The 13,910-nt window shown below is 39.2% G+C and carries 14 protein-coding genes; 7 read left to right on the top strand and 7 right to left on the bottom strand.

Annotated elements, in window-relative coordinates:
- Positions 1 to 11: 11 nt before the first annotated feature.
- From JOC54_RS15880 to JOC54_RS15890, 3 genes are read right to left on the bottom strand one after another with little or no spacing between them, the layout of a single operon-like run.
- The gene (locus tag JOC54_RS15880) at positions 12 to 1,316 is read right to left on the bottom strand and encodes an ABC transporter substrate-binding protein (protein ID WP_204467401.1); all 1,305 of its coding nucleotides are present in this window, start codon (positions 1,314 to 1,316) and stop codon (positions 12 to 14) included.
- A gap of 15 nt (positions 1,317 to 1,331) precedes the next feature.
- Entirely contained in the window at positions 1,332 to 2,444 is a 1,113-nt protein-coding gene (locus tag JOC54_RS15885) for a Gfo/Idh/MocA family protein (RefSeq protein WP_035418874.1), read from the bottom strand.
- 16 nt (positions 2,445 to 2,460) lie between these two features.
- Complete coding sequence (locus JOC54_RS15890) at positions 2,461 to 3,213, bottom strand: sugar phosphate isomerase/epimerase family protein (protein ID WP_204467403.1); 753 nt, start codon at positions 3,211 to 3,213, stop codon at positions 2,461 to 2,463.
- Between the two features lie 113 nt (positions 3,214 to 3,326).
- Between JOC54_RS15890 and JOC54_RS15895 the strand changes: the two genes are divergently transcribed.
- From JOC54_RS15895 to JOC54_RS15910, 4 genes are all read left to right on the top strand, one after another.
- Positions 3,327 to 4,229, top strand: coding sequence for a helix-turn-helix domain-containing protein (locus tag JOC54_RS15895; protein ID WP_204467405.1), 903 nt, complete (start codon positions 3,327 to 3,329; stop codon positions 4,227 to 4,229).
- Positions 4,230 to 4,312: 83 nt separating this feature from the next.
- On the top strand, positions 4,313 to 5,302 hold the full coding sequence (locus JOC54_RS15900; protein ID WP_204467407.1) for a Gfo/Idh/MocA family protein: 990 nt from the start codon (positions 4,313 to 4,315) through the stop codon (positions 5,300 to 5,302).
- A 75-nt stretch (positions 5,303 to 5,377) separates the two neighbouring features.
- The gene (locus tag JOC54_RS15905) at positions 5,378 to 5,737 is read left to right on the top strand and encodes a thiol-disulfide oxidoreductase DCC family protein (RefSeq protein ID WP_239586780.1); all 360 of its coding nucleotides are present in this window, start codon (positions 5,378 to 5,380) and stop codon (positions 5,735 to 5,737) included.
- A 118-nt stretch (positions 5,738 to 5,855) separates the two neighbouring features.
- Positions 5,856 to 6,410 carry a DUF6944 family repetitive protein gene (locus tag JOC54_RS15910; protein ID WP_204467411.1) on the top strand — a complete coding sequence of 185 codons (555 nt, stop codon included), beginning with the start codon at positions 5,856 to 5,858 and terminating at the stop codon, positions 6,408 to 6,410.
- Positions 6,411 to 6,456: 46 nt separating this feature from the next.
- On the opposite strand, the gene JOC54_RS15915 is transcribed toward JOC54_RS15910, so the two are convergent.
- The 4 genes from JOC54_RS15915 to JOC54_RS15930 all read right to left on the bottom strand — a co-directional run bounded on the left by JOC54_RS15915 (position 6,457) and on the right by JOC54_RS15930 (position 9,769).
- Positions 6,457 to 7,395 (bottom strand): SDR family NAD(P)-dependent oxidoreductase, encoded by a 939-nt coding sequence (locus JOC54_RS15915; protein ID WP_204467413.1) that lies wholly within the window; start codon positions 7,393 to 7,395, stop codon positions 6,457 to 6,459.
- 70 nt (positions 7,396 to 7,465) lie between these two features.
- Positions 7,466 to 8,041 (bottom strand): TetR/AcrR family transcriptional regulator, encoded by a 576-nt coding sequence (locus tag JOC54_RS15920; RefSeq protein WP_204467416.1) that lies wholly within the window; start codon positions 8,039 to 8,041, stop codon positions 7,466 to 7,468.
- 109 nt (positions 8,042 to 8,150) lie between these two features.
- Positions 8,151 to 9,161, bottom strand: a complete 1,011-nt coding sequence (locus JOC54_RS15925; RefSeq protein ID WP_204467418.1) for a serine hydrolase domain-containing protein — start codon at positions 9,159 to 9,161, stop codon at positions 8,151 to 8,153.
- A gap of 155 nt (positions 9,162 to 9,316) precedes the next feature.
- Entirely contained in the window at positions 9,317 to 9,769 is a 453-nt protein-coding gene (locus tag JOC54_RS15930; protein ID WP_204467420.1) for a GNAT family N-acetyltransferase, read from the bottom strand.
- A 113-nt stretch (positions 9,770 to 9,882) separates the two neighbouring features.
- Between JOC54_RS15930 and JOC54_RS15935 the strand changes: the two genes are divergently transcribed.
- The 3 genes from JOC54_RS15935 to JOC54_RS15945 are packed head-to-tail and all read left to right on the top strand — an operon-like array spanning position 9,883 to position 13,875.
- Entirely contained in the window at positions 9,883 to 10,428 is a 546-nt protein-coding gene (locus JOC54_RS15935) for a glycerol-3-phosphate acyltransferase (RefSeq protein WP_035418864.1), read from the top strand.
- Between the two features lies 1 nt (position 10,429).
- Positions 10,430 to 12,034, top strand: coding sequence for a GNAT family N-acetyltransferase (locus JOC54_RS15940; RefSeq protein ID WP_204467423.1), 1,605 nt, complete (start codon positions 10,430 to 10,432; stop codon positions 12,032 to 12,034).
- Positions 12,034 to 13,875 (top strand): LTA synthase family protein, encoded by a 1,842-nt coding sequence (locus JOC54_RS15945; protein WP_204467425.1) that lies wholly within the window; start codon positions 12,034 to 12,036, stop codon positions 13,873 to 13,875. The genes JOC54_RS15940 and JOC54_RS15945 overlap by 1 nt, the downstream gene beginning before the upstream one ends.
- Positions 13,876 to 13,910 lie beyond the last annotated feature (35 nt).

Genomic DNA, 13,910 nt, shown 5'->3' on the forward strand with positions numbered 1-13,910 from the left:
TTGCTCACCTCCTATTTCTCCGCTTCCTCTACTTTTCTCGCAACTTTTTCTAGCAACGTTTTTGGATCATCCCTGCCGTGAATCGCATATTCTACGGCGCGATCAAGTTCATTCCATAAGAGCTGACCACTTGGTATTGGAGGCTTAGTGTTAGAAAATGGCAAAATTTCAATAAATTCCGTCATGATTGGGTCATCCGCATAAAGTTCTTCATTTACTTCAGCAATGACGGACATCTGGCTATTCATATCACTATACGTTAATTGCCCTTCTACACTGCCAACATATTTTAAAAACTCCCATGCTTCTTCTTGGTTTTTTGCACCACGAGGCATGATAATTGAAGTTCCGCCAGACCATGTTGCAAAGTCGTCTCCAGTTGGAGTAGGTACTGGTGTGACACCATAATTTAAGTCAGGTTTATACTGATTGATGGTTGAAATTGAAAAGGGGCCATCCACCTTCATACTGTAAATACCTTGGATAAATGGATCCATTTCATTACTTCCTTGAGCAGTATCAAAACTTGTCACAGTAGCAGCATCATATTCATCAGCAACAGAAACAAGCCACTCAAGGGCTTCAATGTTCTTTGGGTGGTCGATTGATAATTGATTTGTTTCTAAATCATAGAAATCACCACCAAAAGCCCATGCCCAGGTGTATAACCAACCTTGTGCCGTCCACGGAACCATACCGAGCTCTTCCACACGACCATCTTCAATTGTTGATAATTGCTCAATCGCATACTCAAGCTCTTCAATTGTTTGCGGTGGATCTTCTGGGTCGAGACCAACTTCAGCAAAGCGGTCTTTGTTGTAAAATAACAACCTTGAATCCGTCGTTACAGGCATTGCATAAATTTCCTCTTCATATGTGGTTTCTTCAACAGCGTAGTCGTAATAAATGCCCATGTCGTAATTGTCAGCCTCAATAAATGGAGTAAGAGATTCTAGCGAATTCTCATTCGCATACTGAGCTACTTTAAACCGATCAAAATGAGCAAGATCAGGTGGATTCCCACCAGCGATCGCCGTAAGCAATCGCTGGTCATCCCCCTCTGATGAAGCGCTATAGATTGGCTGAACAAAAATATCTGATTGACTGGCATTAAAATCAGCTACAAGTTGTTCAATCGCCTCAAGTCCTCTGCCCGTATGATTGTGCCAATAGGTTACAGTTGTTCTTCCTTCGACCGTAATGGTCTCTTCAATTGTGTCTACTTCTTCGTCCCCACAGCCCGTTATGAAAACTGCCCCAACCGCTAGGTAGCTTGCCCATACAAATAAACGACAGTCTTTTATTGCAACAGACATTGACTTGCACCTCCATCAGTTAGAAGTGATTGGCTCGTTCGCTTCGTTGAAATAAACCGCTTTACCAGTTTTAGCTGATTCATAAATCGCTTCTAAAATTTCACTCACAACAAGAGCTTGTTCCGCTTTAACAACCGGCTCTGTGTCATTGCGTATGGCCTCAATCCACAGACGAGCTTCCTTATCAGCTTGACTCTCTGATCCACCGGAATAATAAGCGACTCCACCAGCATTTAAATCAGGTTTTGTGACATAAAGCCTGCTTAATTTCTCGCCATTGATTCGAAGTCCATCTTTCATATCAGCCCCTGCCTTAGTCCCGCAAAGAGTTGTTTTTGCTTCGTCCACATCAAGCGTATTAAGTGCCCAGCTTGCTTCAAGTGAAACGGTGGCACCATTTTCCATCGTAATAAACGCAAATGCTGAGTCTTCAACCGTGAATTCTTTCGGGTCCCATGGACCAAAAGCATTTGCCGCGTTTTCAGTATCGGAGAGCTTGTAATAGACATTACCAACAACGCTTTTTACCTTATAATTGTTCATTGTCCACAGCGTCAGATCTAAAGCATGAGTACCAATATCAATTAATGGACCGCCACCCTGTTCTTCTTCGTTTAAAAACACTCCCCACGTCGGAACCGCTCTTCTTCGTATGGCGTGCGCTTTAGCAAAGTAAATATCACCGAACTCGTCTTGATCAACAAGTTCTTTCAAATAAAACGAATCATTTCGATACCGATTATCATAACCGATGGTTAGTTTCTTCCCTACGCGCTTTGCTGTTTCAACCATTTGACGAGCCTCAGACGCTGTTTTAGCCATCGGTTTTTCACACAACACATGTTTATTTGCCTCAAGTGCTGCAATACTTATCGGGGCATGGGACTTATTAGGTGTACAGACATGAATGACATCAATGGACGTATCCTTGAGCAATTCATTATAATCCGTATACACATCTGCATCAGCGACTCCGTAATCATTTGCTGCCTTTTCCGCTTTTTCCTTGACAATATCACAAAAGGCAACGAGCTCAACACCAGCTACTTTTGAAAGACTTGGCATTTGCTTTCCATTTGCTATTCCACCGCAACCAATAATTCCAATACGAATTGTTCTTTCTGACATGTCCATTCACTCCTGTTTAGCGATTTAGTAAAGAATTTAAATACTGGGCACTCTCTTTTATAGAAACAAATTCATTCTTATCAAACTGTTCTTGTTCGACTGTATACCAATCAACCTGATACTGTTTTGCTGCCTCATGGATGCCAACAAAATCCATTACACCTGAGCCAACTTCGACATTCCGAAGCTCTTTCGGATTGTTCATATCTTTCATATGAAGAAGATTAATACGTTCTTTATAACGATGAATCCAATCAACTGATTTTAAACCCGTTGCCTCTAGCCAAAATGTATCAAGTTCCATCCAGACATAACGGGGGTCTGCATGTTGAAAAAGTAGATCAAGTCCATATTCTCCATCAAACTTCTTTAATTCAATATCGTGGTTGTGGTAACCAAAACGAATATTCGCTTCAGCTGTTTTTTCTCCGATTTTCGAGAATAACTCACCAGTTCGTTTGTACGCATCGACGCTATCGCGGTATTGTTCAGGTAGTCCAGGGCAAACGATGTAAGGGCTTTCAATATTGTGAGAGAACTCAATTATCCCATCAAGTGATTGTTCAAGTTGCTCAATTGAGATATGACTCCCAGCTGCAGCTAGTCCAATGTCTTTCAGCTTTCTATTTAATTCCTGGCTTGTTTTATCATAATACCCAGCGAACTCAACACCATCGTAGCCTGATTTAGCTACCTCATCTAATGTTCCAAAAAAATCTTCTGCACAGCGTTCTTTTACAGAATACAATTGCAATCCAATTTTTGCCACGATACATCCCTCCTTTTTCTCTTTGCTTGCAAAAAGGGTACCATGCAGAACAAATTGATTATATACTAGAACTATTCAATTATATAAAATTTTTGTCATCGGAGTGATTTCTCATGTTTCCACAACTGGAACCTTACCAGGAAAAAAGACTACCCGATAATCAAATTAAGCACCCCATTCACTGTCATATGGAATACAGCCCTCCTATGAACCGCATTGCTAATCCCCATTTTCACGATGCGATCGAATTGTTGTATTCATTTTCAGGCTCGACACGTGTTTTCGTTAGTGGTCAGTCATTCATTATGGAACCTGGTGATCTCATGATTATTAATTCGAATGAAGTTCACGCCATTTATGCAGAAGAAGGAGACCATGTAAACTATATTGTTCTCAAGCTCGGTCCCGAAGTTCTCTACTCAACGTCGAGATCTTTGTTTGAATCGAAGTATATCGTTCCTTTTACCATGGCCAAATCCAGTCCACAAACCTTACTTAAGCAAGCTGAGATTTCACAAACAACGATCCCTTCAACAATTAGTAAGATTGAACAGGAATTTTCCGCCAAGGACTACGGCTATGACTTTGCAATTCGAATCCATATCTGTGCGATCTTTTTAGCTGTTTTGCGCCATTGGCGTAAATCCGGAATCTCAGTCGGTTTAAACGATGCCATTAATGATGAGGATGTTCAGCTAATGCGTGACGTATTTTCCCTGCTTGAAACCAAGTACACCTCTCTGCTCACAGCAAAAGAAGCTGCTCATCATTGTAATTTAAGCTACAGTTATTTCTCTCGGAAAATTAAAAATGTAACAGGACGTTCCTTTACTGAACTGTTGAATTACGTGAGAATTACCGAAGCAGAAAAGCTATTAACGACAACTTCTTTATCAATAACAGAAGTAGCAGGAACAGTTGGTTATTCAAGTACAAGTTATTTTATCTCTCAATTTAAACAAGCAAAACATATATCTCCGCTCCGGTTTAAAAAACTGATCCTCCATCGAGCATAGTCAGAAAATAATACTTTTTTGTCTTGACAGTAGAATAGAAGCTCTCTAGTATGTAGTGTAATTAACGTACAAGGAGGATTTTTATGATTCGAGTTGCACTATTAAGCCGATGGCATGTTCATGCAAACGATTATGCGAGGGAAGCGAATGAGCATCCTGACATTGTCATCCAAGCTGTTTGGGATGAGGATAAAGAACGAGGAAATCAATGGGCGCAAGAATTAAACGTCGATTTTGAAGAAAATATCACCACACTATTAAATCGCTCAGATATAGATGCAGTTATCGTTGACACACCTACCTCAATGCATACCGATGTGATACTTGAGGCCGCAAAAGCAAAAAAACATATCTTTTCTGAAAAAGTGTTGGCGCTTACAGAAGAAGACTGCTCACTCATTTTTGAAAGTGTAAAAGAAAACCAAGTTTCACTAATGCTGTCTTTACCGCGGTTAAACGACCCCTCTTATCTGTATGCTCAGGACGCACTTGATCAGGGGTTATTAGGTGATTTAACGTCGATCCGCTGTCGCCTTGAACATGGTGGTGCGTTAGCAACGGATGCGAATCCTAATGGCTGGCTCCCTGCACACTTTTACGATAAAGAGACATGTGGCGGTGGCGCATTAATTGATTTAGGTGCCCATCCGATCTATTTAACAAATCGTCTTGCTGGTCAGGTCAACGATTTGTACTGCCAAATGAATTCAATTACAAATAGGGAAGTAGATGACCATTCTACCGTTCTTGTTAACTATGCTTCTGGAGCAAGCGGAGTCATCGAAGCTGGCTTTGTTGCAGACAAGAGTCCTTTTCTTTTAGAATTACATGGTACAAAAGGATCCATATTAGTTGAAGACCGTTCCGTTCGTATCCGCTCTTCCATGTTAGACCATTCTGATTGGCATACACCAGAACTACCAGCACAAGCGGATAGTGCAATGACTCAATGGATTAAGCATATACAAACAGGTGAACAAGCGCAAATCACTGAGAAAGATATGCTCGATTTAACTCGGATCAATCAGGCAGCAAAGCAATCGGCAGAGGAAGGTCGACGAATTTCTCTATAAATTGTATGTTTGCACGGTACGAGAAACGGGCATTTGGCTATCAGAGGTGAATAATGAAAAACTTAATTGTCTTTTATGATGGCCAATGCCCACTCTGTCGTTTTGCAAAAAAAAATTATTCGTAGCTTAGATTGGCGCGATCAAATTAACTGGGTACCAGTTCAGTCTGTAAGTAGTTCAACAAAAACAAAAGCTCATCAGGTTACAGGTATTAATATGTATGAAGAGATTTACGTGGTTACAAATAAAGATAAGGTGGCTATAGGCTATCGTGCTATTCAAGAAATTATCTCTGTTTTACCGAGTACATCTTGGTTAACTTGGTTTTTTCAGTTATCGTTAATCGAAGCAATAGGACACCAGCTGTATCAGTATATCTCGAAGAAGAGGCATCAATGGTTTGGTCGGTTGCCTTATTATGAAGCTTTTTCCTAACCCAATCGTTTTATTTTTTGAAGCTCTTTTATTAAAGAGCTTTTTTCGTGTCTTAATGTAGGCAATTGCATAGTATAAACTAGTAAATGTTGTGCTCGAAAGTAAGGAGCGATGTTTTATGGATAACAACAATGATCAAAAAATAATTGTCGGTCTCTGGATTACCGCTATTGGTACTATTTTTTCAGCGATTGCAACCACCCAACGTGTTGATTTAGTTGAGGCTACACGCTCAAGTTACAGCATTTACGGCAATGCTCTAGAAGCTGGTGGAAATGCTCTTATTGCAGATGGGCTCGCTGAAGTAAGCCCTGAAAAAACGGGTACTTATATCCAAACAGTCGGTAATTTAACTGTGCTTTATGCCGATATTGCACCCGTTCCTGATGAAAAAGAAATCACTCTAAATATTCAAGGTGCTTTCCTTGAAGCATTAGGCACTTCTTATGCACTTTTTGGGACTGAATCTCCTCAAAACCCCTCAAGATTTGAAGTCATTTCAATCTATTCTGCTTTTTTACAGCTCTTCGGCAACGTCATTGAGGGGATTGGCGGTATTATAGAATTAAAAGGCGGAGACGGTGAACCTATTTTTGAAATAGGAACCATCTTACAAGCTATTGGTGCTGTCATAACAGCTCTTTTTTATGAAGGAAGTGGCAATCGATTTTGAACGATCAGTAATTACAGTTATTAAAGTATCTATTGACCTTAAACGTTTATCGATTCTCTTCGATTGCCTTCATTGACTTGACGGTCTCCATCAATCCCTCTTTAAACGATGTGTGTGTTATGCTCTTTAACTCACTACCTATTTTTGTTCCGTCCAAATGGACCGGAGTTTCATTTAGATACATCATTTCAACAAGTTCCCTCATCTGCGAATTAAAAAGTCCTAGAAATTGAATCATCGCTTTACTTACGACTCGAAATCCTTTTTCTGTGTTTGTTACTTCCTTAATATGCTTAAATAAATCGTCTCCTTTAATTAGCTGACCTGGAATATTCCAATTCTGATTAAATCGATTATCTTTCATAGCAAGATCAATCATTTGCTCTGCACCATCGCTAGTATATAGAAATTCACGCACGAGATCTGCTCTCCCAATATAATTTGCTTTTTTACCTTTAATCGCCCCTTTTAACGTTTCATGTAGAAGCGTATTCGTTGCATGAGGACCAAACAAATCGGGGAGATGCGCAATAATTACAGGTACTTTGCTCTTTAATAGTTCCTGCTCCATTTGTAAACGTATTTCACCTTTTTTGGCAATTGGCTGCTTGACCCTATTTTCTGGGACAGGATTTCTCTGTTTGCCGTAAGCATAAATGTTGTCAGCCAGCACAACTTTCGCCCTTTTTTCTTCTGCTACTTTGATTATTTTTTGGATGACATTCATTTGGGTGTTATGCCACTCTTCATACGGAAAATTTAGAGCGTGAAATACAATAGCCTCACTTTCAATTACATCGTACAAATTGGCTTCATTTAATGCATCGCCAGAAGAAATCGTGATTTGAGCATTAGTAGTAAATAAACGATTAAGCTTTTCTCTATCTCTCGCAAATGCTGTGACCTTCACTCCTCTTTTTGCAAGTTCCATTGTCAATGCATAACCAATACCACCTGAAGCACCTAATACAACAGCATGTTTCATATAATCATCCCTTCTTTTGACCAGTGGTCAATTGTTTTTATAGAAAAAGCCGATTAACGGCTTTCTTCTTCTACAATGCTTGAAAAGGTTTTTGTAAAAATAAAATATGCTTCTGCGCAGCCCCTTCAACTTCTGAAAAGTGTTTAACTCGCCCAATATAATGTGCAACAAATCCATGAAGGGATACAAATGCAGCATAAACATCGCTTATACTTGCACGAGCCGGTGCACATTCAAATAAAACCTGTGCAAACTTATCGTAACTCCTATTGGCCGCAGCTTTTGTCAATGTATCTACTTCAGTATTTTTCACCATAAACATAAGCTCATATTGACTTTGGTGATCTAATCCAAACTGCAAAAAACAGCGAAATAAGTTAAAAATTCCTTCCTGAGGATAATCATCTTGGGCTCTAACGTCGTCAACCATTGAATCCAATTTCATAAAGTAACTAGAAACCACTTCATAAAACAACTCAGCTTTATTTGTATAATGATAGTACAGTGCGCCGTGGCTGCAGCCGAGTTCCTTTGCAACCTTTCTCATGGAGACTTGAGAAAAACCTTGTTCGGTAAATTGTTTATCTGCTTCTTGTAAAATAATTTCTTTCGTTAACTCTTGTTGTGAAGACTTTCGAGGAGTCATTATTCCACCTCTTCATTTATTAATTGACCACCGGTTAATAAATAAAATAACTCTACTTTTCAGATTTGTCAAGTATAGAAAAACAAGGGCGAATGTCGCCCTTGTTTTTCTATACTTCATTAGCAAGTGTTTCCTCAACTGCTTTTAATAGATTGAACGCCCCGTCAGAATGATTGGAACAAACAATTACGGTAGTGTCAGACTTTACAAAGTGAGTCATTCGGTAATTTACTCCCGGATCATACCCCATGAAGATGAAAAGTGACGGCTTCTCATCAGGAACTTCCATATAGCTGCAATAACTATAATAGAGGTCTTCTTCAATTTGAACTTGAGGACTTAGCAAGACATTGCGCATTTTTTTTGATAGTAAATCCCCATGATATAGCTGTCGCCAAAGCTTCTCCATATCTGCCACAGTAACAAAGATTCCCCCATCAGCGCCTCCTTTTACTGGGACTGAATAGAGATTTGTCCTATAAGAACCATCCTCTTTCTCGATGTAACCTAATGCCGTTCGACCAGGCAGGGCATCGAGTTCAAAATAACCTGAGTCCTTCATACCAACGGGAGTAAGAATATGTTCAGTAACGTAATCAGAAAACGGCTGACCACTCACTTGTTCGATTATTAGCCCAAGAAGAATATAGCCTGAGTTATTGTAACGGAACAAACTTCCCGGTGTCTCTTTCATTGTTTTGTACTGAAATAAAGGTAAAGAATCGACAAGCTTTCGGATCCGATACATCGGTGTATTGATCCATAATTCTTCGAAATCATCCATTACAGATTCATCAAAATAATCTGGAATTCCCGACGTGTGCGTTAGGAGATGTTTGATTGATATTTCATCATCAAAATGAGGAAAGTTAAACGTAAGACAATCGCTTATCTTCGTTTCTAGCGTAACAAACCCTCTTTCAATCAATTGAAAAATAGCGATCGATGTAAAAAGTTTGCTTCCAGAAGCAATCCCATATCTTGTTGCATGTGTATTTTTAAGTTTTTCGGCTTTATTAGCGTAACCAAAGCTTTCGATTATAGAATGATTGTTTCTTTTGACGAGAATTGTTCCAGAAAACGATTGATTTTCAGCTTCAACTTTTAATTGTGTTAACATCAAATAATCCTCCTAAATGGTTAATTACATGCATTTTCTTCAAACCATTTAGATTAACTCTGTCATGTCTGTCTAAAGAATAAAAACATTTGTTGAACCTCCTTTACAATTTATTTAATCGTATCACTTATTCTATTTTTCAGCTAATACCAATTTTACTCTGTGTATTTGTGCAAATGAACTAACAACAAACCTTCCTTTAATTCAAACGACTGTTTACAGAACCCTACACTTTCATAAAGCTTAATTGCCGGTTTATTCGCTGCACCTGTCGAGACAGAATAGTGGTAAATCGATGGAGTGGAACTTTCAATGTGCTGTAGTAGTTGTCGCGCTATCCCCCTTCTAAAGTAGCTTGGATCCACCATTAGACGGCAAATATCTATTGTTGTTTTATTCCGTTCAATTGAGATGGCTCCAATTATTTGACCTTTTACAACATACGAAAAAAAGATCTCCTCTGTTGACCGCAATTGTTCGATCGTTTCTACTAATGGGCGTAAACATTCAAACTGAATTAATTCGGCTTCGACCTGATATGACTTTCTTTGTAGCTGATAAATTTGTTCAGCAACTTCTCTTACCTGTATATCTATGCGTTTAATCATAATTCTCTCGACTCACTTTCTGCTTTTTCTCTTATTCGTTTTGAAAAGTTATGGTATGATGAACAGGAAAATTATCCTAAATTCTATTTACTTTATAAAAGATAGGTGATCTAGTGACGGTTATCCTTTTTCACGTTTTTGCTTACTTATCTGGCTGTATAAACGGGGCTTATTGCATTAGTAGATTTATTTATAAACAAGATATCCGCTCATTAGGGAGCGGGAATGCTGGCGCTCGAAATGCTGGTCGTAATTTCGGTTCAATCGCTTTTGTAGGTACAGTTGTGGTAGACACTTTAAAAACAATTATTCCGCTGGCAATCGCACTATATCTGTTCGAGCTTCCTGATTGGGCGTTCATTGGGATTGGCGTGTCTATTATGGTTGGACATATATGGCCTGTCCACTTAAAGGGACAGGGTGGTAAAGGTGTGGTTGTTTATCTAGCACTTTTACTTATATTAGCTCCCTACGTCCTGCTTCTTATTGGCGCAATTGTTGGTTTAGGAAAGTTAGTGGGAATATCCTCCAAGTATTCTGGTTTGACTGCCCTTTCAATTGTCCCATTTGCTTTTCTTATTTTCACATATTTTAAACTAAGTGTTTTATTCTTTATTTTATTAGGTTTAGTACTATTTGCACATCGAAAGGGGTCTTAATATGGCTTTTCCTTCTCTTACATATAAAATTGCTCAGACAGAAAAAGAATATGAGCAAATCTATCATCTAAATTACAAAACGTTTGTTGAGGAAATACCACAGCATCAAGAAAATCAACAGCATCAGTTAATTGATCGATTCGACGATGAAAACATCTATGTGATTGCAAAACAGGAGGAAGAAGTTATTGCAATGATTTGCGTGAGGGATAAACGACCGTTTTCATTAGATGAAAAACTCTCGGATCTAGATGAACAATTGGGTCTTTATGGCGAGCTATGTGAAATTCGCCTACTTTCAATAAAACAAGAATATAGAAAAGGGCTTGTTTTCTTTCGTCTTGTTTCAGAACTTGTGTCCTACTGTTTAAAACAAGGCTATACCGTTGCCCTTATTTCTGGTACTACAACACAACTTCGCCTCTATCAAAAAATTGGCTTTGTTCCGTTTGGACCGCTTGTCGGTAAGAAAGATGCTTATTTCCAACCGATGTACTTAACTGAAGACAATTTCGTTCAAGCGACGAAAGCGTTTAGAAAAATAACAGCAAAACGGTCTCACTTTAAAGAGCAATTGTTTTTACCGGGGCCAGTATCAATGACAAGCAAAGTACAGCAAGCCTGGTCAAAGCCCCCCTTTTCCCATCGCTCCGAAACAATGGCTACCGTTGTAAAGGAGGTTAAAGAAGAACTACTCTCACTAACGAGTGGACATTTTGTTGAAATAGCAGTCGGCACTGGCACCATGGCAAACGAAATGATAGCGGGACAACTTGCGAAAGTAAAGGAACACGGCGCAATCATTGCAAGTGGTGAGTTTGGTGAGCGCTTACTGGAGCAAGCTGAACGCTGGGACCTATCATTTGACCGAGTGCATCATCAAGATTGGTCGCCCGTCTCACTAGATTCCATTAAAACGTTGCTTGCTGGTAACCGGGCGATAAAGTGGCTTTGGACAGTCCATTGTGAGACATCTACAGGTTATTTATACCCACTGGAAGAATTAAAACAACTTTGCAATACGTATAAAGTAAAGCTATGCGTGGATGCCTGTTCAAGTTTAGGCTGCGTTCCCGTTAATTTATCTGGTGTTTACTTAGCGAGTTCGGTTAGCGGGAAAGGACTAGCCTCCTATCCTGGACTTGCTCTCGTTTTCTATCAGTATCCAACAAGACCAGCGAATATGTTACCAAGCTATTTGGATCTAGGGCTTTATTGCCAGAATAATAGCGTCCCATTTACACATTCTACTAATTTGATAACCGCTCTTCACCAAGCTTTACAGGACAGGCCTACGTCATCAACTTCTTTATGGTATCAAATTAAGGATTTAATGGAAGTGAATGAGCTGGACACACTTAAATTCAACCATTTTTCACCCGCTATTTTAACGATCCGTTTGCCAGAAAGGGTGAACTCAAAGAAGCTGGGTGACGCACTAAAACTCAAGTCGATCTTTATTAGTTATGAGAGTAGCTATTTACTGTCTCGAAACTGGATTCAAATTGCTTTAATGGGCAGGGTTGATCATTCTAATGCTCTTAAAGCTGCCCGTATTATTGCGAACACGTATCACGCGTATGCAGGAGAGAAGGTTATGAATTAATGAACGCCATTAAGCTTTTCCTCTCCGAGAACCTAGTTATCCTAGGTGTACTCATTTTATGGATTAAAACCATTGCTGTCAGTTTAATTGGTTTCTCCTTACCACTTCAGTCTTGGTTAGATTGGTTTTTACTGTTAATTGGTCCGCTTGGTACTCTTATGCTCTTACTTGGCTTTAGTTTTTTCTTTAAAAACCACGTTCGACCGATTGTCTTTTTGATTATACATATACTGTGTACAGCTCTGTTGATTGGAAATTTATTGTATTATCGGTTTTACATCGATTTTCTAACGGCATCGGTCTTTCTACAATTTAATAATGTAGGGGGTCTCGGCTCTAGCACACTTGAGTTGTTCTCTCCCTACGATTTACTTTTACTAATTGATGTCCTTGTATTCACTTGGTTCGTTATCGTGGTTAAACGTGACAAAATTCGCGTAAAACGCCCGAATAAAAAAGCATATCGACTGGGACTAGTCGGTTTATTGCTGACATCGATTGGACTAAGCCACTTACAAAATCCTTATTTACTGCATACAGATTATACTCGAGATCAGCTTGTTTCTTCATTAGGAATCTACAACTACCAAGCGATAAACCTTGTTCATTCGTTGCGAGCACCTGCTAAGGAACTATTTGCGAATCAAACGGTTGCGTCTGAAGCAACAGCTGATATGGTGGAACCTCCTGCTCCTAACATGGAAGTCTTTGGTTTAGCTGCAGGAATGAACATCGCACTCATTAGTCTTGAATCGACGCAGCAATTTGTTGTTGATAAAGAAATTGATGGAGCGCCACTTACACCCTTTTTAAACGAATTGATTAAGGAAAGTTTTTATTTCCCGAACATTTATGACCAGACAGCGCAAGGCAAATCATCAGATATGGAATTTATGTTGGATACTGGTTTTTATCCTTTATCAAGCGGCTCTGCTTTTGTTCGTCGCTATACAAATACGTACGAATCGCTTCCGCAACTGTTAGAAAACCATGGAGACTATACGTCCGCCGCCTTCCATGCGAATGATGCATCCTTTTGGAACAGAGAATTAATGTACGAAGCACTTGGGTATGACCTCTTTTTTTCGAAAGACGAATACGAGGTGACAGATGAATTAAGCGTTAATTATGGGTTAAAAGATAAGCCATTCTTTGATCAATCTATTCCTTTGTTAAAATCAGTCAACGAACCCTATATGGCGAAGTTCATTACACTCACAAATCATTTTCCGTTTTTATTAGATGAAGAGGATCAGCTAATTGAACAACCTGATACAGGCGTTAGCGTTGTTGACCGCTACACAACGACAGTCCGCTATCAAGACGCAGCAATCGAGCAATTTTTTAACACATTAAAAGATGAAGGCATGTATGAAAACACCATGTTTGTTTTATATGGCGATCATTACGGAATTTCACGCCAATACGAAAGTGGCGTTCATACTTTATTAAATCAGGAAGAGACAACATTAACTCATATTGACTTGCAAAAAATTCCACTTGTTATTCACATACCAGGACAAGAAGGACAAACGATTGAAACAGAAGGTGGACAAATTGATATCCACACAACCTTGCTTCATTTGTTAGGAGTTTCCACTGATAATAACTTAACCTTTAGCTATGATTTATTTACTCGTCCAGCCGACATGCCTATTATTTTTCGTGATGGACACTTCGTCTCTAACGATTATGTATACGCCGACCATGCATGCTTTGATCGCTCTAGCGGAGATCAAGTCAGTGACGATCTATGTTTCTCCGATCAGCAAGTGGTACGTGAACAGCTTGAGCTATCAGATGAATTCCTTTTAGGAGATTTGCTTCGATTTATTGACTAGCTATAAAACTGTTTTTCTTTTGTAAAGAAAAGCAG

The sequence above is a fragment of the Shouchella xiaoxiensis genome, from assembly GCF_016907895.1.
Taxonomy (GTDB): Bacteria; Bacillota; Bacilli; order Bacillales; family Bacillaceae_D; genus Shouchella; species Shouchella xiaoxiensis.